This window comes from Fibrobacter sp. UWOV1 (genome assembly GCF_900142495.1).
Lineage (GTDB): Bacteria > Fibrobacterota > Fibrobacteria > Fibrobacterales > Fibrobacteraceae > Fibrobacter.
Genome location: NZ_FRBA01000001.1, coordinates 833,925 through 854,732 on the forward strand (window position 1 = coordinate 833,925; position 20,808 = coordinate 854,732).

18 protein-coding genes are annotated in these 20,808 nt (G+C 52.1%); all 18 read right to left on the minus strand.

What is annotated here, in order from left to right; all coding sequences use genetic code 11:
• Nucleotides 1-86: 86 nt before the first annotated feature.
• On the minus strand, nt 87-1,277 hold the full coding sequence (locus BUC02_RS03470; RefSeq protein ID WP_073318637.1) for an ABC transporter permease: 1,191 nt from the start codon (nt 1,275-1,277) through the stop codon (nt 87-89).
• Nucleotides 1,270-2,535, minus strand: a complete 1,266-nt coding sequence (locus BUC02_RS03475) for an ABC transporter permease (protein WP_254794072.1) — start codon at nt 2,533-2,535, stop codon at nt 1,270-1,272. Before BUC02_RS03475 ends, BUC02_RS03470 begins: the two co-directional genes overlap by 8 nt.
• Before the next feature lie 11 nt (nt 2,536-2,546).
• A complete protein-coding gene (locus BUC02_RS03480; RefSeq protein WP_073318643.1) occupies nt 2,547-3,545 on the minus strand; it encodes an HlyD family secretion protein in 999 nt (332 codons plus the stop codon).
• A 20-nt stretch (nt 3,546-3,565) separates the two neighbouring features.
• Complete coding sequence (locus BUC02_RS03485) at nt 3,566-5,311, minus strand: TolC family protein (protein ID WP_073318646.1); 1,746 nt, start codon at nt 5,309-5,311, stop codon at nt 3,566-3,568.
• Nucleotides 5,312-5,391: 80 nt separating this feature from the next.
• A complete protein-coding gene (locus BUC02_RS03490) occupies nt 5,392-7,101 on the minus strand; it encodes a lamin tail domain-containing protein (protein ID WP_073318649.1) in 1,710 nt (569 codons plus the stop codon).
• A gap of 31 nt (nt 7,102-7,132) precedes the next feature.
• Nucleotides 7,133-7,963 carry a polyphosphate polymerase domain-containing protein gene (locus tag BUC02_RS03495; RefSeq protein ID WP_073318652.1) on the minus strand — a complete coding sequence of 277 codons (831 nt, stop codon included), beginning with the start codon at nt 7,961-7,963 and terminating at the stop codon, nt 7,133-7,135.
• A gap of 1 nt (nt 7,964) precedes the next feature.
• Nucleotides 7,965-9,356: a hypothetical protein gene (locus BUC02_RS03500; protein ID WP_073318655.1), complete on the minus strand. Its 1,392-nt coding sequence runs from the start codon at nt 9,354-9,356 to the stop codon at nt 7,965-7,967.
• Nucleotides 9,357-9,364: 8 nt separating this feature from the next.
• Nucleotides 9,365-10,429: an HlyD family secretion protein gene (locus tag BUC02_RS03505; protein ID WP_073318658.1), complete on the minus strand. Its 1,065-nt coding sequence runs from the start codon at nt 10,427-10,429 to the stop codon at nt 9,365-9,367.
• Nucleotides 10,430-10,439: 10 nt separating this feature from the next.
• On the minus strand, nt 10,440-11,123 hold the full coding sequence (locus tag BUC02_RS03510) for a DUF4956 domain-containing protein (RefSeq protein ID WP_073318661.1): 684 nt from the start codon (nt 11,121-11,123) through the stop codon (nt 10,440-10,442).
• 262 nt (nt 11,124-11,385) lie between these two features.
• Nucleotides 11,386-12,414 carry a vWA domain-containing protein gene (locus BUC02_RS03515; protein ID WP_073318664.1) on the minus strand — a complete coding sequence of 343 codons (1,029 nt, stop codon included), beginning with the start codon at nt 12,412-12,414 and terminating at the stop codon, nt 11,386-11,388.
• A 12-nt stretch (nt 12,415-12,426) separates the two neighbouring features.
• Nucleotides 12,427-13,530, minus strand: a complete 1,104-nt coding sequence (locus BUC02_RS03520; RefSeq protein WP_073318667.1) for a vWA domain-containing protein — start codon at nt 13,528-13,530, stop codon at nt 12,427-12,429.
• 168 nt (nt 13,531-13,698) lie between these two features.
• Nucleotides 13,699-14,757 (minus strand): acyltransferase family protein, encoded by a 1,059-nt coding sequence (locus tag BUC02_RS03525; protein WP_073318670.1) that lies wholly within the window; start codon nt 14,755-14,757, stop codon nt 13,699-13,701.
• 11 nt (nt 14,758-14,768) lie between these two features.
• On the minus strand, nt 14,769-15,578 hold the full coding sequence (locus BUC02_RS03530) for an alpha/beta fold hydrolase (RefSeq protein ID WP_073318673.1): 810 nt from the start codon (nt 15,576-15,578) through the stop codon (nt 14,769-14,771).
• 320 nt (nt 15,579-15,898) lie between these two features.
• Complete coding sequence (locus BUC02_RS03535) at nt 15,899-17,275, minus strand: mannose-1-phosphate guanylyltransferase/mannose-6-phosphate isomerase (protein WP_073318676.1); 1,377 nt, start codon at nt 17,273-17,275, stop codon at nt 15,899-15,901.
• Nucleotides 17,276-17,288: 13 nt separating this feature from the next.
• Nucleotides 17,289-18,443 carry a polysaccharide biosynthesis/export family protein gene (locus BUC02_RS03540; RefSeq protein ID WP_073318679.1) on the minus strand — a complete coding sequence of 385 codons (1,155 nt, stop codon included), beginning with the start codon at nt 18,441-18,443 and terminating at the stop codon, nt 17,289-17,291.
• Between the two features lie 21 nt (nt 18,444-18,464).
• Nucleotides 18,465-18,914: a low molecular weight protein-tyrosine-phosphatase gene (locus BUC02_RS03545; protein WP_249268773.1), complete on the minus strand. Its 450-nt coding sequence runs from the start codon at nt 18,912-18,914 to the stop codon at nt 18,465-18,467.
• Nucleotides 18,915-19,013: 99 nt separating this feature from the next.
• Complete coding sequence (gene rfbC / locus BUC02_RS03550; RefSeq protein WP_073318682.1) at nt 19,014-19,577, minus strand: dTDP-4-dehydrorhamnose 3,5-epimerase; 564 nt, start codon at nt 19,575-19,577, stop codon at nt 19,014-19,016.
• Between the two features lie 85 nt (nt 19,578-19,662).
• The gene (locus BUC02_RS03555; protein ID WP_073318685.1) at nt 19,663-20,799 is read right to left on the minus strand and encodes a dTDP-glucose 4,6-dehydratase; all 1,137 of its coding nucleotides are present in this window, start codon (nt 20,797-20,799) and stop codon (nt 19,663-19,665) included.
• Between the last annotated feature and the right edge of the window lie 9 nt (nt 20,800-20,808).

Here is a 20,808-nt window from a genome sequence, read left to right on the forward strand (position 1 = left end):
TTATTTTTCCTGTTATAATATACAAAAGTAGACGGTAGGAAGTAGGAAGCGGTTATGTCTATTCCGAAATCAGAACTCCGAATTAATTACATGTCCCCAGTCTGCAGCTTGCTACCATCGCGGAGGTTGGTAAGCACGAGCCCGAGCAACAGGTAAAACACCGCCTGCATAGCGAGCGGCAGCAACAGCGATGCAGCATCATAAATGTCGGCGCCGCGCTGCTCAATGGCAAGCCATGCCGGAATAGCAAACGTCGAGGGCAACAAGCAAGAGAAACCCTTCATCCACGTCGGAATCAGTTCGGTGGGCCAGCTAAAGTTCGAAAGGAACAGAATCGGAATGCTCATGTACAGGAACAGCTGCATGCTCGTTTCGCGGCGCAAGAACACCTGCGAAAGCACCATCCCGAAGTTGATAACCGAGAACAGGAACACGATTGCAAAAGCCACCATCGGCAAAATTTCACCACGGCGCGGAAAATCGAACACGTTGTACACTACAAAGTGGTAGAACAGGATAAAGCTGCAGTAATGCAAGAAGTACGCGAGCGAACGGCCAAAGTAACGGTAAGGCATCAGTTCGTTTTCGACGGAGCTGTCGCGTTGCAACTTGCGGAACTTGCGGTGAGCACGAGCTCCGCCCAGAATGCAAATGCCAATCACCAGCGTCTGCTGCAAAATCAGCACCAACACGCTCGGCACCACATAGTTCGAATAGCTACCCGTGTTGTTGTACATGGTCTGCACGCTGATGGGAATCGGGTCGCGCATAGCAATCGCCTTGGCTGCAGGAACCTTTTTACCTAAAGCAATCCGCTTGACTTTGGTAGTTGCCCCAACAGTCAATGCGCATGTAGTAAACGCCGTTCCGATGTTGCCGTGGAGCATCACGTAGGCGCCGTGCGTGAACACGTTCACGTTCGTCTTGCCACCGTTACGGAGCGTCTTTTCCATGTCTTTGGGAATTACCATGAACCCGTAGATTTTTTCTTCGGCCATGGCCTGTTCCGCTTCGCGGATATCCGAAAACACATAGCGCACATCAATCTGCTGGGCTGCGGCAGACATCTGCGTGAGTTCGCGCGACATGACCGTATGGTCAAGATCCACCACCGCCACAGGTACATCTGTAGCCGTCTGTTTCATGTAAGGCGTCGGGTAATAGAATGCGTAAAGCACGCCCGCCACCACCAGCAACAGCACCGCCGCAGGGTCGGTGTAAAAAAGCTTCCATTCGGCAAAAGCCACCTTGAAAAGTCGCTTAAAGAGGTCAATCATTTTTGCCTCCTTTATGCAATTTTCTTTTGGCAATTTCAGATGCGACCGCCTTGCGAATACTCAAATCCGAATAGACGGCGCCGGCAATATTTTTCAGTTTATCCTTCAGGTGCAACTTTTCGCGAGCTTCCCAATCCGCCTCTTTTTCTTCGGCGACTTTCCAACGCAAGAACAACAATTTTGAGGCGAGTAGGTGCCAGAACAACGCCATGAACAAAAGTACCACGATCGATTCCCAGGCATGCGCCTTGCCGACCGAGCCCAAGAGCATGGTAGACTGCACCTTTAAAACATGCGTGAGCGGAAGCAGGAAAGCAAAACCGCGCACCACCAAGGGCATCGCCATCACGGGGAATGTCTGACCCGCAAAGGCAAATGCGGGGCCGGCGATAACGCCCGCCACGCTCGAAGACATACGCATGTTGCCTGTAATGCCCACAAAGGCGGCCCCCGCTCCAGAGCAAGCGAGAAACATCGCCAGCTGCCCTGCAGACACCACCACGAATTCATCGAACGTCATCGGGGTAAGCGCACGGCGAGCATACGCATACACCGCCACCATCGAAATCCACTGGATTAAAACGAGCGGTAGCACCGTCGCGGCACCAAGCACCACGCGCGAGCCGCCCGCCGCCTGTAAGAATTCGCGGACGCGGTGATCGCGGAACGGAAAACTGAACAGGTACACCGCCGCCAAAATTCCTGCCAAATGGAAAAGCGCCGTCACAAGCCCGAGCCCTAAAAAGCCCTGGTAGTTACCGCTATTATTGCTCACGGACTTGAGTTCCACATGAATCGGGTCATCCATCTGCTTGGTAAACAAGTCGGCGCCAATCGCCGAAATCACCGAGCGGATTTCCTTGACAGCAAACGTATTCGTAAGATAATTCTGGCCGCTGGAATACACCGGAATCACGGGCGTTTCAAGCCGGAGCGCGCGGCGTTCCATGTCGTACGGGAGCACGATAAACGCCTGCAAGTCACCGCGAATCACCGCATGTTCGCATTCGCTACGGTCGTGGCATTCCACCGCGACTTCGAGCACGGGGTCTGCACGCAATGCCATTTCGACTTTATCGGCCAGCTGCGAACGGTCTTGCTTTAAAAGGCCAATCGGCACATGCTGAATGATTTCGGCCGAAAAGAAATTCACCATAAAGACCGATGTCATCACCGGCAAAATCAGGAGCACCAGCCACAACACGATATTGTGACTGATATAGATTTTGCGAATCGCTCTAAAGAAATCGATAAACAAGGCGCACGACCTTACTGAACCTGTTCCATCGGGAAAAGCACGCTCATGCCGGGGCGCAGGTTTTCAATCTTGGTTTTCGGGCGCAGGCGCACTTCGAAACTCTTGAGGTCAAAGCCGCCGCTTTCCTTGGAGCTGCGCCAGGTGGCGTAATCGCCTACAGACGCAATGTAGCTGACTTCCATTTCAACATTCTTGTCGAGCGCCGGAATGAACATGCTGAAAGTCTTGCCCTTGGACACATTCTTGAGCAAGTCTTCGCGCAAGTGGAATACCGCCCAGGAATCGTCGAGGTCGGTAATGGCAACCACCGGCATGCCGGAGCCCACGACTTCGCCCTCTTCGACCAGCTTCACGGAGACTTCGCCTGAGATGGGGGCTCGGATTTTCGTTTCTTCGAGGTAGGCGTCGACCTCGGCGTTGGCGCCCTTCGCCTGCATCACGAGTGCGTTTGCGGCAGCCTTGTCTTCGCTGCGGGCGCCGGCGAGAGCCTGTTCGTACTGGGCCTTGGCTGCGTCGGCAGCAGACTGAGAGGCTTTCATCTGGGTTTCAGCTTCGTCGCGCTTCTGGAGCGGCAGCACGCCTTCGTTATAAAGCTTTTGCACACGGTCGTAAGTGTTCTTCGCGAGGTTCGCGGCATCCTGCGCGCGCGAGGCCATCGCCTTGAGGGCCGTAATGTCTTCGGAGCGGGCGCCGTTTTTAGCCTTGTTTGCCTGGGCGCGAGCAGCACCTAAAGCACCTTGGGCCTGCATCTTTTTCGCCTCGATTTCGGGGCTGCTGATAATTGCCACGATGGCATTCTTTTCGACCATGTCACCTTCGCGGAAGAACAGCTGTTCCACGCGACCAGGCACTTTACCCGCCACAAGCACGCGGCGAGCTTCCATCTGGCCCTGCAAATAGGCATCGCGGGGTTCTGTTGCAAACTTCTGCAACGTGATAATTCCAAGAACGATCAAGGCAATCAACGCCAAGACGACCAAAGTTTTTCCAATCACTTTCAAGACGTTCATTCTTTTCTCCATTTCTAAAATCAGTTTGCGGGAGCAGCCGTTGTATCAACCGGCGCAGGCGCTGCAGAATCAGCGGGTACCGGCTCAGCAACCTTCGCCGAATCGGCAACCTGTGCCGCAGCGGGAACAGCAACAGGTTCGGCGGGCTTCGGTTCTTCGGGCTTCGACACCTCAGCCGTTTTTTCTTCCACAGGCTTTACGTTCTTGAGCATTTCACCTGCATTCACCACTTCTCCACTTGCTTCCAAAAGTCCAAGCCAGGCGACCACCGCATCGTAATGCGCCTTCAAGTCAGCCACCTGCAAGCGCGAAAGCGCAAGTTCTGCATCCACTACATCCAAGCCCGTGGCAAGGCCCGCTTCGTAAGCCAAAGTCTGGCTGCGGTGCGCTTCTTCAGCAAGTTCACGAGTCTTCTTCAGGCTTTCCAAGCGGCTCTTGGCATGCTCCATTTCACGCCAGCGCTTTTCCACGAGGAGTCCGATGTTGTCCATGGTCTGCTCTTCCATGCTCGAAAGCGAACGATCGAGAGCCTTCGCGTTGCTCACCTTGGAGCGAGTCTCGCCGCCCTTGAACAAGTCCCACTGCATCTTGGCACCCACCGCCCAATCGGGCTCCAGGAGCGTGAGATCGCGGGTATAAAGTTCCTTGTAGGCAAAGAGTGCTACCGTCGGGAAATAATCGGCGCGGGCAGCACTCACCGCATCTTGGCTACGCTTGCGTTCGGTGCGCAACTGGCGCAGGCCCGGATGTCTATCCATCGCAAGCTGCTTGAATTCTTCCATGGCCAAGGTCTGCTCCGGAGCAAGCACCGGAGTGATAGCCGTAATGTTCGTGTCCGTATGCAACAGACTTGCAAGAGCCAAGCGAGCAAGAGTTTGGTCGCGGTAAGAATCTTCAAGCGCGTTTTCAGCCTCAGCTAAAGCCACTTCGGCGCGCAGGCGTTCCGCCTTGCTAATCTGGCCACCTTCTTCCAGTTTCTTGGAGCGGGCCAAGTGTTCTTCCAAGTTCTTCTTGGTGCTTTCGCGAAGCACCGTCAATTCTTCGGCCAGGCGAAGCGTAAAGTACTTGGTAGCCACATCCATGAGGATTGTGTTTTGCGCCATGTCAAAGGCCGCCTTCTTGGCATTCACGTTTTCTTTGGCGGCATCGTAGGCGGAATAAATCTTGAGGCCCGTAAAAATCGGCCAAATAGCAGTCAAGCGCGCATTAAAGAACACGTCGTCCTGCACCTTCATGCGGAAATCGGCATCGTCGATTTTCGCTTTTGCAGCATCAAGCTGTTGCTTGCTGTCAGCCGCATACTTGTCTGCCGTCTGTTGAGCGATTTCTTGTGCAGAACCACCCACCTTGTCCAAGGCAAAGGCATTCGCCTCGGCTTCGCTCAGACCTTGCGCCCTTGCACCGGCATATGCCTGCTCGTAACCGGCCTGGGCCTTGTTATAGGCATCGATATAAGCTTTGGAATACACCCCTGCAGGGCCAACCGTCGCAAGACCGTCTGCAAGTCCACTTAGCCCCTGTTGGATTTGACCCAAATCAATATAGATCGGGTCGTTTATCTTTGTCACGCTGGCCGTCAGCGAAAGCTGGGGCATAAAACGGGAACGGGCCTCGGACTGACCACTTTCGGCCATTTCGACCTTGGCCTTTTCGGCCTTAATCTGCGAATTGTTCGCCTTTGCCATCGCAATGGCGTCCGATAGCGAAATGGGTGCTGCAAAAACGGCAGCACTCGCAGCAATACCCAAAAACAAACTCTTTTTCATACCTTAAAAGATATATATTTTTTACAAAAAAAGCCACCCTTTAAAGGTGGCTTCTACGCTATAATAGCAATTATATAACTTTACTTACCGGGAGTGGGTTCCGCGGCAATCCAGGCGGACGCTTCGTAGCCCATGGTGCTAAAGTCCTTACGTTGCAAACTGTAGCCGTGACCGTCCGCACGCTTGTAGTCAATGCCATTGCCGCTCCACTTATCGCTATAGAGCGTTGCATCGGACCAGTCATAGTACCACTGGTCATTAAGCGGGTTCGAAGCATCTTTCTGATAGAAGTAGGGTTTCTTGACCGCAATCGTTTCACCGCGGTTAGAAAGTTTACCGCTATAGAAGCTAATTAACACGCCTTCGTCAATTGAGAAACGCTTGCGTAGTTTATCCGCACCCAAAGCAGTCTGCAAGGAATCAGGGAACAGCACTACAATGCCACCCGCCGGAATCACGTCAGTTGAGGCAAATTCAAAGTTAATACCTTCGACCTTCCAACCTCTATTTCCGTTTGAAAGCTTTTCAAACGGCGTAATGGCGGTTTCAGACAAATTCTTGAGTTCCAGGAATTCAGCGTCGTTCGGGTCTTCTTCGTTCGGATGGTAGTGAATTTCGCTAATGACCAAGCCACCAATATAAAGCTTGGAGTTTGCAGCCCCCGGAGTCGCTTCGACAAGCGCCCCCTGAGCCGTAGAGCCATCACTCAAGTCCACCACACCGCTCGAAAGTTTACTAGACGGCAAGAGCAAACTGGATTCATCACCTTCGGTGGCGCCATACAGGTAATAAGAACCACCGATATCGCTAACGATCAGTTCCTTGGCGGCACCTTCGCTATCAACAAAGTCTGTCGCGGCATTCAAGACAAGGTAACCCTTTGCAGGAACGGTGCCGGCCTTAATGGAGAGCTTTTCCTTACGGATCTTGGATTCAAAAATCCAGCCGCTCACATCGACATCGGCGCTGCCCGCATTGTAAAGTTCTACCCAGGCATCGGTACCCGTACCAGACGGCATAATTTCGTTCAAACGAATGTTCGAAGTCGTGAGCCATTCATCGTTGCCCACACCAGGATTACCGTTCATAATCTTGCTTGCGCCCCAGGAGGTTGCCTGGGCAGCGTTCCCGCCCTTGTACACGAGCGTACGGCCCTTGCCGTTAGCAAGAGACGGCCAAGGCGGTTCCATGCTGTAAGAGCAGCTCACGTCGCCTTCACCCGTCAGCTTCACGTCAATCACGTCGCCTTCGTTCGAAAGCTTGGCCACAGCACCAGTCTTCGGATCATTATCCCACGGACCATAGAGACGGCCCTTGAATTCGGGATAAGTCTGCATGAACAAATCCTTGTCGTTGGTCACGACAATGTATTCGCCCTTCTTGAGTTCTTCATTCGGGAACGTAAAGGAAAGAGCACCATCCAAACGCATACCCGAAGCCAACATGCTGCTAATATCCGGACCACTCTGGATTGTCACTTCGACCCATTCCAATGCGGAACCATCGTCAGCATTATACATGATTTCGGTAATCGCCATCTGGGTGTACGAAGAATCAACCACTTCAGTAGCCGAAGATTTGGGAACGTCACCGTTAACGCTGCTCGAAGAACCCGTCGCAGGAGTATCGCCCGCAGACGAAGTCGGGGCAGGATTCGTACCACCTTCCGAAGACGAAGAAACGGTCGGATCAGCAGGATCCGGTTCCGTAGACGAGTCACTGGAACAAGAGGTGGCAAGAACCATTGCGGTCACTGCCGAACCAGCCAAAAGAATCTTTTTGATATCCATAGAGGTATCCTCGCAAAAACTTTCTTCTATTTTAATAATTTTCGCCAGCGCCTACGGCAAGCTTCGTCCAGTACGGAGTCTTAAAGCGACGCGGATTTTCGTATACACGTTTCCATTCTGCGGCGGCGTTGCCGAATTTGGAGAAGGCAGCGTGTTTTAAGTTCAAGAACTTGATCAAGTCGAACATCCAGTACGGCACCTGGGAGCAGGGGCACTTGAGTTCGAGCACGGCATCGCATGCCGGCTGGAAAAATCTCGGAAGACCCGTCGAATGCATGTAATGCGGATCGACCGTATAATCAAAACCGTTTTCTTCGCGGAAGCGCATGCCGGTATCGATCGTCACGCGGGAATATTCTTCGCGAAGTCCGAACCAGGCGCGGCGCTTGTACTGGGTCAAAAGGCGCGGGTGCGCATTGTAGAGTTCCGTCTTGTACAAGAAATCCTTGATGTACATGCGGTCCTTTTCGCCCTTGCACGGCCAATCTTCAGGTTTCATGTTCCAGACTTCGCCCGGGTTAATGCCCTTGATGGTTCCGCGGCTCTTGTAGCAAATGTTCTTGATCTTGCGCTTGCATTCAAAGTGGAACGTTCCGTCTTGAGCCGGGTGTTCACCATAGGTGCGAATGCGCATATTGAAGCGATCCAGCAACTGTTTCTTTTTCCAGCCGAGGAACGTCCAAGAAGGCGAATCCAAGTAGAGGTTCGTAATCCAGTAGAATCCGCCCGGCGTAATTTTAGAGTAATAGTCTTCTTCGCAGTACGGAGCAAGGAATGCGCCGATACGGTCCGCCCATTCCACGGGAATGTGGTACTTGAGTTCGAACCTTTCGAGAAGGCTAAATCCGCGGGCTTCGGCCATACTACTTGAGCCCCCCGACTAAATGGTTCTGCACGCCTTCCTTGGAAAGCTGGCCTGCATACTGCAACAGTTCAAGATAAAGGTCGTAAATGTCGGTTTCGAGCTTGGCTGCATTCAGTTCGCTTTCGACAGCGGATTCACGGGCGCGCAGCAACAGAAGCGGGTCAGATCCGGCGTCTTTCGCAAACTGCTCGAAGATGTTACCGGCCTTTACCTTGTCTGCGAAATCCTTCTGGACCTTCCACTGGGCAAGGAAACCGTTAATTTGTTCAACAAGACGATTCACCTTCACGCTCACGTCGCGGAACTTTTCCATATAATCGCCTTCGGCTTCAAGGTCTGCCACCTGGTTACGCAGATCGTCATCCTTGTTGCTGTCAAAGAACGGAAGCTTAATGCCAATGTTTGCAAAGAACTTGTCACGAGTGCGACGATTGTCCTTGTCATCCACAAGTCTCTGGATAGAATACGTGTTGTCAAAGCGAGCGGTTTCTTCGTTATAGGCTTTATCCTTCCACTTGGTACAATCGTCTTCGCTGTAATATTCGCTATTCGTATTGCACAAATCGTCGTAGCCCATATCCTTGTACTTTTTCATCAAAGACGGAATCTTGAGCGAATAGCCGATACCGATATGCGAAATGTAGTCGCGGCGGCTAGCTACATCTTGCTTGGCGCGAGCTTTTTCGGAATCCATCTTGCCCTTGGCCATGGCAACTTGCGGGAACTTGTCGCTTACTTCGATGCCGTCTTTCAACTGAGCTTCGATATCTTCCATAGGCGGAAGCCAAGAGGAATCCAGTTCAATGCTATCGAATTCAGGAATCCACACGCGGAGTTTTCTTTCGGAATTCTGGAGCGAGTTGGAATCGTTGATGAGAGCCGCGCGAATCGAAGCTTCTTTTTCAAGAGCGGACATCAAGTCTTGCGGGTTGAAGTTGGGAGAACCCGACTTGAGGTGCAGCACTTCGATACGGTCAGCGTTGATCTGGTAGAGTTCCTGATTAAGCGCGTTGATACGCTTGCGCATCAGGTAATGAATTCCGCGTTCGTAGCGGTCGTACAAAAGAACGGCGCGGTCTTCAGCCAAATTCGCATTCGCATAGGCCATCTGCGCTTCGTAATGCGCACGGTCAGCAGAACCTTCGCCAAAAGCCTTAGGAGTCATGCGAAGTTCAAAGTCATGTTGTGCAAAGCTGAAGCCATCGAGTTTGTAACGCAACTCAAGCTTGTCCCACAGTTTCGTGTTGCGAGAGGTCGCAATGTTTACACGTTTTTGAGAACCCTGATAACGGGCGTCATCATCAGCAGACTTGATGAGGGTTTCCCAAGTCAGCGGGGCGGCAAACAACGGTGCTGCAACAAACAGAGATACAAGAGCGGATTTTTTCATAAATCAAACTATTCGGAGATGGTCACCATTTCGCCCAAGAGGAACGAATTTTCGGCAGGAATCGTGATAATGACTTCGCGGCCGTGAATCGGCATTTCGGGCATCTTCCACATGCGCACGGGGAATTCCACAATGCGGCTGGAAAGGCCAACCACCTTGCCCTTCACCGGCTTGCCCGTTGCACCCAGCGACTTCACCTTGACGGTTTCGCCAATATCCATGCGCTGGTACATTCTTTCGTGGATGTAGCCACGAACCAGCGTCGGAGACTTGTGAGTGAGCGTAACGATCGGGGCGAAGCTAGACACCTTTTCGCCGTCATGAACGTTCACAGAGCCCACGACCCAGCTTTCCTTGGCAATCTGGGTCAACTCTTCTTGCTGCTTCTTGAGTTCTTCGAGTTCCTTCTGCAGGTTTTCGACTTCGCTCTTGCCAGCATCCTTCTGCAAACGGTTGCTGCTGCGCAGGAGCTTGATCTGTTCGTTGGCGTTGGCGTTAGCAACGGCAAGTTCGTTCTTCAAGCTCTTGATTTGCATAGCCATAGCGTCGTTACCGTCGCTGTCGGCGTTGGAACCCTTGAGGCTCTTGAGCTTTGCAGCAATTTCTTTGTTCTTCTTGTATTCGGTTTCAAGTCTGTTGATTTCGGACTTGAGCGTAAGGGTCTTCGTGGCAAGGTCGGCCTTGACTGCAGCGACCTTCTGGTCGATGTCTGCAGCAGACAGGTTGCTACGGCCTTCGCTAGCATCAAGTTCGCGAGTCACTTCGGCAATGCGCAGCGTGAGGTCCGGACGGTTGAGTTCCACGATGGTATCGCCTGCATTAATGGACTGACCAGGCATCACGTGCACCTTGACCACTTCGGTCGGGCTAGGCAAGCTGATTGTTGTTTCGGCAGCTTCTGCAATACCCTGGAAGGTTGCAATCTTGCCCTGGTACATGTAGCCAAGAATAATGGCGATAATGACACAGAGAATCCAGGCCAAAGAAAGTTTGTGGCCATAGACATAAGCGACACCGGCATTAGACTTGTGCGTGTTCCAAAAATTTTCGAGCATATCGCTAAGCTTGTTCATACCGCCTCCCTTACATTTCCGTCGTGGCGTCCTGCATCATGAACTGTACGTCCGAGATGCCTTCGATTTTAGAGAGTTCGCTCAGGATTTCTGCAGCCGGATGAGTGGCACGCAGGCGAATCTGGTAAGCGACGTCAAGGCGAGCACCGCCGTCAACTTCACGCATCGTAATCAAGATGAACGTCTTGAGACTAGACCTCATGATGTCTTCGATCTGACCACGGACCTTGGCTTCGTTGGGGAGCGCAAAACGGAGCATACCGTCAAAGAAATGCTTGGTACCAAGCCCCGTACGGGAAAGGAGGAAAGCAACCGCGCTAAAGGCAATCGTGCCACCCACGGCAGCACCCCAGGCGTACACACCGCAACCGATACCGGCGCCGAGCGATGCGAACACGAACATAATGTCACGCGGATCCTTAAAAGACGTTCTAAAGCGAACCACGGAAAGAGCGCCCATCATGCCAAGACCGCGACCCACGTTATCACCGATAGCCTGCATCACAGTAGCAGCGACCACGGCACTAAGCACAATGGCCTGCACAAAGTTTCTCGAATACGACAAACCAAGGAAGGTTTTTTCGTAGGTCCAGGCAATCACCGAAGAAAGGATAAATGTGAGAATCAAGGTGTACGCCAACGTAATGAGAGTGGCGTTGGCGGTGCCGGATTGGACGGCTAATAGGTCGAGCATAAGGACTCCGTGGTTTACTTTTTATTTTTCAGCCAAAATTTACTTTAATCACTCGCAAAATAGCGAATTTCTGTGTAAAAATGGATGAACAAAAACCAAACGTTCCTAAAAAATGAGGCGATTCGGGACGAATTCACCCTATTTTACCACACCAGTTAGAATAATAGCAAAAAAGGGCAAAAATAACACCTAAAAAGATTTTTTCATTCTAAAACTTGTGTGCAAATAGCGTGCAAATCACAGTAATTTTTTTTTACGATTTTCAGTTGAATCGGCCCGCTCCGACACGACGCTTTCGACCCCTTTCAGACACCAATGCTTCGATCAAGAACAAGAGGGCTGCAAGAGCCAGAAAAATCTGGTAGCGGTCCTGATAGTTTTCCATGCGGTCAGTAGCCTGATCCTTTTTTTCGAGGCTTGCAATTTCAGTCAGCACCTTCTGCAACTGGAATTCGCCCGGATTCGCATAGAAATAAAGCCCACCGGTAACGCTTGCGATTTCTTGCAAAGTTCCGTCTTCCAAACGGGTCGTCACAATGTTTCCTTGCATGTCTTTTTTGTAAGCGACTTCACCATTCTTGGAGGGCACCGGAATAGGCACGCCCTCGCGGGAGCCGATACCGATTGTATAAATGCGGATTCCCATTTCGGCCGCTTCCTTGGCGGCGTTTACGGCAGCGGCTTCAAGCTCTTCGCCATCGCTCATCAAAATCATCACGGAATATTGCCCCGCACTTCCGGAATTGCGGTACAAATCCATGCCCTTGCGGATTGCCTTTTCGAGGTTCGTGCCCGGCATGAGCCAACCCGGAGTCAGTTCCCTGAGCATCATCTGTACGGTGCCGTAATCAAGAGTCAGAGGCACCATCACCTGGGCTTCGCCCGAGAACGCCACAAGCCCCACACGGTCACCCGAAAGCGATTCCAAGAACGCCGAAATTTCATGACGGCTGCGGGTCAAGCGATTCGGCTTGACGTCTTCGGCAAGCATCGAAAGCGAAATGTCCTGCAACAACACAAGATCAAGGCCGCGGCGTTCGATATGTTCCATTTTACGGCCCCACTGCGGGCGCGCAAGAGCCACAAACAAGAAGGCTATCGCAAACAACAAAATGGTCACCTTCGCAAGCCTACGCCAGGGCGACACCGAAGTCGAAAGCTTAGGCAACATCGAAAGCGAAACAAAGCGTGCGGCAAGCTTTTTGCGACGGTGGTATGCATACACAAAAAGAAGCGCAAACAACGGGAGCGTTAAAAGGCCCCACAAGAACATCGGTTCAGCAAATCGCATCTAAAGCCTCCATTACGGGATGCGCACAAAGCGCGTATTCGCAAGCAACAATTCAAGTAAAATCAAGAGTGCACCCGCCAATAGCCACGGATAGAACTTTTCGGCGTAGCGGGCATAGGCAACCGTTTCGATTTCGGTCTTTTCGAGTTCGTCGATTTCGGAATAGATCTTTTCGAGTTCTTCCTTGTTTTCGGCGCGGTAGAATCGGCCACCTGTCTTTTGGGCCACAGACTTTAACACGCCTTCGTCGATACCTTCTTCGGGCGTAATATCGCGTTCACCCCAAGAGATATCGCCAGTCCACGGATTTTGCTGAAAGGCAAGAATCTTGCCGTTTCTTTTGCCCACGCCAACGGTATAGACCTTGACTCCGAGAGATTGCGCGACGTCGGCAGCACGCATGGGCGGCACCACGCTGGCGTTATCGCGGCCATCGGTCAAGAGTACCACCACCTTGGATTTCGCCTCGGACTTTTGCAAGCGCGCAAGGGAATTCATAAGGCCGTCTCCAATGGCCGTACGACTCCCCATAATGGAATCGCGGGCCAAGTCATCGGTCGCTTTCAGGATTTCAAGGAGGGATCCGTAATCGAGCGTCAGCGGGCACTGAGTAACGGAACGGGCTCCGAAAGCGGACAAACCGATTCGGTCGCTATGGCGTTTCTGGATAAAATCAGCAATCACCTGTTGGGCATAACCCAAGCGGCTATACTTCCAGTAATCGCCGGATTTCAATATGCGTTCTGCATTCATCACGCCGAGCTTCGCCTGCTCCATGCGGGTAAGCATATCGAGCGTACCCATAGAACCCGAAACATCGAGCGCAAGCATGATATCGACACCGTCAGTCGAGGTGTATTCGACTTCCATGGCGTTCTGCGGACGGGCAAGGGCCACCACAAAGCAAACGAGAGCAGCAAGGCGCAAAATCGGCACAATATGGCGGAATTTAACGCGACGGCTCGGAACCGCACGCTTTGCAATCGAAAGGGCCGGGAATTTAATCGTACTCTTGCGGCGGTGTTCACGATAAACATACCAACCGACTAAAACAGGGACTAAAAGCAAAAGCCAGAAGGCTTCGGGATTCTGAAAATGTAGCGCACCAATATCCATAAAATCTCCGAAAAATCGCAAAAATCAAATCTTTTCGCAGAAGAATATACAAAAATGTGCGAGAAAAGAGTAGCGCGGCTTCGCCGCAGTTGTTAGAAGATAGTTGGTAGAGCTTAGTTGGTAGAACTTAGATGAATAATCAAAGCTCTAAGTTCTAAGCTCTAAGTTCTATATCAAGTCTTTCTGTGCAGTTACATGGGGCAAGAAGCGCTTCATGAGCGGTATGATGCCCAAATACAGCAGCATGGTCACCACAAAAACAACGGCGAGCGCCACGGGCCGCGGCCAATGCACATGGTTTTCCTGCAAAATTTTAATGATACCCCACTGCACCCATCCATGCGTCACAAGCACCATGATGGAGTAACGACCAAAATACGATACCAACGGAATTTTCTTGATGGCCTTCGACAAGAACAGCACCGAGAGAGTCCCAAGAATGCCGCACAGGTAAACACTCCAGATCGGAAACCAATAACGGTTGCTCACATAACTCACCGAATCAGGGGGAGCATTCCACGCAAGCGCCACCACAAGGCCAAAGCCCAAAAGCGCAAACGGAATGTTGAACTTATCCATGGGATTCGGCGCTAGAATCTTGGTATAGCGAAAAGCCACATGCCCCGCGCAAAAATAAGGAATCGACGTCATCGAAGACGCCCAAAACAGCGGAAGCTTGATATTGTAGCGGCCCAGGAAAAATCCGACCAATCCAACCGCTATCGAAAGCACCACCAGCGATGATGTCGCATGCTGCGGGAATTTTTTGGCAACGAATTTCTTCGCGACCAAGTACAGCCCGTAAAACATCAAGTTCGTCCAAAACAGGCTCAGCAAAAACCAAACCGGAATATTCGGGAAAGCCTGTTTCCAGACAAATGAATACCAAACGGAGGCGCCGGGATTTCCTCGCAAGTGCAGGTAATGCAATACGAACGGGAATATGCACGAAAGCGTCACGAAAAAGAAGGCAAACGGAATCAGCAACTTGTTGATTTTGCGCTTGCAAAAATCGAAAAAGCCCGCATATTCCTTAAAGAACAGCCCCGACAAAAAGAAGTACAAAGGCATTCTGAACGAAGATACGGCCTCTTTTAGCGGGTAGGTTTCAAGCCCCCACGTGCTCACCACATGATGCCACACCACCAGCATAATGCAAATGCCTTTCGCCAAATCGACAAAAGCGTAGCGCGGCTTTGCAACAGATGTGGGCGTCACAGGTTCCATAAATACCGTTATTACTTTTCCAGGAAATCGAAAATCCGTTTCTTGTAATCGGGCAATTCATCGAACACGGCATGGCCGCAATCTTCGTACATGTAGAATTCGCAAGGAACACCCTCGGCCTTTAACTTTTCTGCCAATTTGACAGACGCTTCGGGAGTCGTTACAAGGTCCTTGCCTGCGCCAAGCACAAGCACCGGGCTCTTGATTTTGCCGAGTTCGTCGTAAGTATTCACGTAATCGCAGGCGTCCGCAAACAAGGCAAAGCGATCCAGTTCTTCATCCGAGATTTCCTTGTACAAGGCCAGCAACGCCCTACGGTAACGAACCGCAAACTTTTCACTAAAGCAGTCGTCAATAAAGCTGTTTACAAGCGCCGAGGCTTCGCGGGCCCGCGCAAGGCGCGCCCAATTCTGAATCGTCGTAATCTGTCGCGGTTCCGCCTTCGATGTCGAGGAACCGAGCACCAGCTTGTTCACGACTTCGGGATTGCGGACCGCCATATACTGCGCAATCATGCCGCCCTGCGACATACCGTAGATATCGGCCTTTTCTATGCCTAAAGCCTTGAGGGCCGCCACCTGGTCGTCGGCCATTTCGGGCAAAGAGTAACCGGGCTTGGCGTCTTTTTTGCGATCAAAAAAGTAGAGCGTGTACTTTTCCTTAAAAATCTTGAACGGTCCCTCTAACGAGGCCGCCGATTTCATGACGCTCTTGATCGAAAGCCCTGGGATTACAATCAGGGGTTTGGGGCCCGAACCAATACGGGCATATTCCATTTCAATGGTTCCCGCACGAACCGTATGTACAAGATTTTCGCTCATGCTAGAAATATAGTAAGTAGTAGGAAGTAAGACAAATGCGTAAGTCGAGTGTCGCGATCAAGCTTGCTTGGACATGACCGAGGCTAGCATTTAACGCCGTTGGCGTTCGTGGCTGCGGTTATGCCATATCTGAATACAAGTATTCAGCTGCGTCATAACCTTGCACACTTTTGGTACTTGAGCGAAGCGAAAGTACAAGTAGACAGTAGGAAGTTAGAAGTTGACAGTGGGCTGTGACGGTTAAAAAAAATGCCGGAACTTTGTCCGGCATGTAATTATTGCTCAACTCCGAAATCCGAATTCTGAATTCCGAATCTGGTTTAGTTTCTGTGGAAGTCGTCTTCCATGCGGATGATGTCGTCTTCGCCGGTGTATTCGCCCACCTGGACTTCAACGATAACCAGCGGGAGCTTGCCTTCGTTCTGCAGGCGGTGAACTTCACCCACTGGGATATAGGTGGATTCGTTCGAACGCACGTAGAACACGTTCTTGCCTACGGTCACAGTAGCAGTCCCGCTTACGACCACCCAGTGTTCCGAGCGGTGCAAGTGTTTCTGCAGGCTGAGGCGCTTGCCCGGTTTTACCACGATACGCTTCATCTTGTAGCGCTCGGTAGATTCCAACACGGAATACGTACCCCACGGGCGGCTCACAGTCTGCGGCACGTTAATGAGGTCGGAGCCGCGTTCCTTGAGTTCTTCCACCACCTTCTTGACCTTCTGGCTGCTGCTGAGCGGAGCGACCAGGAGGGCGTCCGGGGTGTCCACGATGAGCATCTTGTCGAGGTCGATCGTCGCGATGGTACGCTGACCGCCCATCACAAGGGAATTCTTGGAGTCCACGGCAATGTGGCGCGGGTTCACGTTGTTGCCGTTTCCATCATGCTGGTATTCGCCATAAAGGCTGTCGAAGCTGCCGAGGTCGCTCCAGCCGATATCGCTGGGAACCACCTTCACCTTGTTGGACTTTTCCATGACGGCATAGTCGATGGAATTCGACGGGATAGCCATCATGTCGTCGCGGTCAATGCGGATGGGCTCGCCGTCCTCGATGGATGCGTTCGCGAGCGCCTTCTGGGCGGTGGCGAGCATCTTGGGGGAGTACTTGCCGAGCTCGGCGAGGAAGGTCTTCGCCTTGAAGCAGAAGATGCCGCTGTTCCAGTAGAAGTTGCCGGAGAGCAGATACTTCTCGGCGGTGGCGAGGTCGGGCTTTTCCACGAAGCGCTTGACGTCTTCGCCTGCGGCCTCGATGTAGCCGTAGCCGGTCTCGGGGCTCGTCGGCGTGATGCCGAAGGTCACGAGGTTGCCCGCCTCGGCGAGTTCCTGAGCACGGAGAAGGACCTTCTTGTACTCGTCCTTCTTGCGGATCACGTGGTCCGACGGGGAAACGAGCACGATGGTCTCCGGATCCATGGTGAGGCAGGCGAGAGCGATCGCGGGGGCGGTGTTGCGGCCCACGGGTTCCAGGAGGAACTTGCTTCCGGTCATGCCTTCCATCTCGAGCTGGTCCTTCGCGAGGAAGAACTGGTCGGCGTTAGAAACAATAAACTGGGATTCGCAAACGGCGGAGTTCGTGACCACGGTCTTGCGGAACAGGGACTGTCCGTCAAAAAGCGGGGCGAACTGCTTGGGCATCAGGGAACGGCTCACGGGCCAAAGGCGCGTGCCCGAACCACCACAAAGAATCAAGTTAATCATAGTCTATCGAACCTTATTTCTTGTTATCAGGAGTATAGTCATCCTTGACCACATGAACTTCATGAGCAGCCAAAGCGCCATAGTAAACCATGTTAACAGACGGGAAAATCAAGCTGACGAGACGGTTCCAGGTTGCGAGTTCGGAAGCGTCGACGTAGACGACATCGCGGGCATTCAACTGGAAGCGATCGGCCATAGCCAAGGCCATTGCGTTCTTTGCATTCAGCTGGAACACATCGATTTGCTTGTCAGAGGTATTACGGATAACGTAAATTCCGCGGGCGGTAGCGTTCAGAGCCTGCAGGCCACCGGCGGTAGCCAAGGCTTCGGCCAGAGTCAGTTTGCCGTTATAGATATTCACGATACCGGGTCTGCCGACTTCACCCATCACGTAGGCCTTCTGGTCTTTCTGGGTTTCAGAAAGCGACGGCACAAAGATCTGGTCATCGGGCTGCACCACAATGCGTTCAAGCGGCAGGTTGGCCTTGAAGGCATCGAGATAGTTAATGGTATAGACCTTGTCGCCGCGACGGAGCTGCATCACGGACGGGTCAGCTTCCTTGGAGAAACCGCCAACGCCGGCAATTGCATCGGGGAGAGTCATCGGATGTTCATCGAACGAAACATAGCCCGGCTTGGAAACGGCACCAGACACGGACATCTTGCGGCTATGGTAGCCCGTCACGCGGACATCCACCTGCGGATCGTTCAAAATCTTGTCAGAAAGGCGCTTGGTAATTTCGGCGCGGAGTTCCTGGGCGGTAAGACCTGCAGCCTGGAGTTCACCGGCATAGGGGTAGAAAAGCTTACCATCGGTAGTCACCTTCTGGCCGGCCGGCTGGTACTGACCCATCGGGGAAGTCAGTTCCGGGTGTTCCCACACCACGACCTGAACCATGTCCAGAGGTCCAATGCGGTATTCCAGTTCCGGCAGGGAATCCACCATCAATTCCTTCAAGTCACCAAAATCACTAGCACTGGCACTGTCAGAGCCGGAGGCAGCCACAGCGGTGCCGAAATCGCCGGCGCCAATGTCGTGAATATGTACCATCATGCCATTGTATTCGGCAGAATCTCCTGGTACAGACATTTGCATCTGAGGTCCGAGAGCGCAACCACTCAAGAAGGCGGCGACAATAAGGCCAAGACCCAAACTCATTTTCTTCATAAATTAACCCTTTTGGCCAGCTTAAGCCTGGCCTTCGCTTTGTTTGATTTTTTCTACCCAGTACGGGGTCAGTTTAGAGATAAAATTCCACGCCAGCACGAAAGCGTTTTCGGGACGGCGGTACGGGTCGGGGACATCCACCCGCTGCGGTTCGCCATAACGGAAAACCTTGCCTTCAAGCCACGGATAACGGTGCAACAAATCCATCTTGTGGCCGTTTTCCATCACCAGGATGAGATCGGCCCACTTCAAAATATCCAGATTAATCTGGCGAGCGCGGTGTGCGCTCATATCGATACCATGTTCAAGAGCAATTTTTTGGCTGAGCTCGTGCGCCGGATGGTCCACCAAGGCGCCAAGCCCAGCACTCATCACTTCAAAATCAGGCCCCAATTCTTTCTTTAGGCAATATTCACCCGTGGGGCTACGGCAAATATTACCGGTACATACAACGAGAATGTGTTTCATCATCTAAAAATTAAAAAATTATTACAACCGGGACAAGAATAAAATAAAAAGAGCCGTCCAAAGACGACTCTTTAAGCACAAAATATCGTTTGCAGAGCGGGATTACAATTCGAAAGCGAATCCCAGATTCTTGAGCGTCGGATTCTTGGTATCCTTTTCGGAAAGCAGCGGCTCGAAACCATTGCCTACCGGCCACTTAATGCCGATTTCGGGATCATTCCACATCAGGCCACCTTCGTCCTTCGGATCGTAAAGGCGGGTGCACTTGTACACGAACGTCGCCGTTTCGCTAAGAACCACGAAACCGTGTGCAAAGCCTTCGGGAATGTAGAACTGCTTCTTGTTTTCGGCAGAAAGCACGACACCTTCCCACTTGCCGAACGTGGGGCTTCCCTTGCGCAGGTCCACCGCCACGTCAAAGACTTCGCCTTCGATGACGCGGACAAGTTTGCCCTGCGGATTCTTTTTCTGGAAGTGGAGCCCGCGAAGCACGCCCTTCTTGCTTCTGGATTCGTTATCTTGTACGAAAACCATGTTTAAGCCGGCTGCGTCGAATTCAGCCTTGTTGTAGGTTTCCATAAAATAGCCGCGATGGTCGCCAAAGACCGTCGGCTCGATGATTGTCACGCCCTCGATAGAGGTTTTGATAAAGTTGAATTTGGACATATTTAGTTGGTAGTTGGCAGAACTTAGACCGCTTCGCTCTTAGACGAACAAATAAATCTAAGTTCTAAGTTCTAAATTCTAAGTTCTACTTTCCCTTGTACATACTTTCGTAATACTTCTCGTAGTCGCCGCTGGTGATGTTGTCCAGCCATTCCTGGTTGTCCAGGTACCAGCGCACGGTTTTCTCGATGCCTTCTTCGAACTGCAACGACGGTTCCCAGCCCAGTTCCTTCTGGAGCTTGGTGGAGTCGATGGCATAGCGGGCATCGTGGCCCAGACGGTCTGTGACATAGGTGATGAGGTTCATGTCCTCGCCTTCCGCTCGACCCAAGAGCCTGTCGACGGTCTTGATGACGACCTTGATGATGTCGATGTTCTTCCATTCGTTGAAGCCACCGATGTTGTAGGTTTCGGCGATTTTGCCGTTATGGAAAATCACGTCGATAGCGCGGGCATGGTCTTCCACGAAGAGCCAGTCGCGCACATTTTCGCCCTTGCCGTAAACCGGGAGCGGTTTCTTGTGGCGGATGTTGTTGATGAAGAGCGGAATCAACTTTTCGGGGAACTGGTACGGACCGTAGTTATTGCTGCAGTTCGTGACAATCGTCGGCATGCCGTAGGTGTCGTGGAATGCACGCACAAAGTGGTCGGAACCGGCCTTACTAGCGGAATACGGAGAGTGCGGCGTGTACTTCGTGGTTTCGTAGAAGAAGTCATCGCCATAGGCCAGGTGGTGTTCCGAACTGGACGCCGTAGTCGTGAACGGAGGCGTAATGCCTTCGGGGTGGTTCATCTTGAGGGCGCCATAAACTTCGTCGGTCGAAATATGATAGAAGCGCTTGCCTTCGTACTTTTCGGGCAAGGATTCCCAGTAGAGCTTGGCAGCCTGGAGAAGTGCGAGAGTCCCCATCACATTTGTCTTGGCAAAAGTGAACGGATCCTTGATGGAGCGGTCCACGTGGCTTTCTGCAGCCAAATGAATGATGCCGTCAACATGCTCGTCTTGCATGAGCTTGTAGAAAGCGTCAAAGTCGCAAATGTCCATCTTCACGAACTTGTAGTTCGGTTTGTCTTCGACGTCCTTGAGGTTTGCAAGGTTGCCAGCGTAGGTCAGCTTGTCAAGATTGATAATCTTGTAGTCCGGGTACTTGTTCACGAACAGGCGCACCACGTGGCTACCAATGAAGCCTGCGCCGCCGGTGATAACGATGGATCTTTTCATATTTTTCTC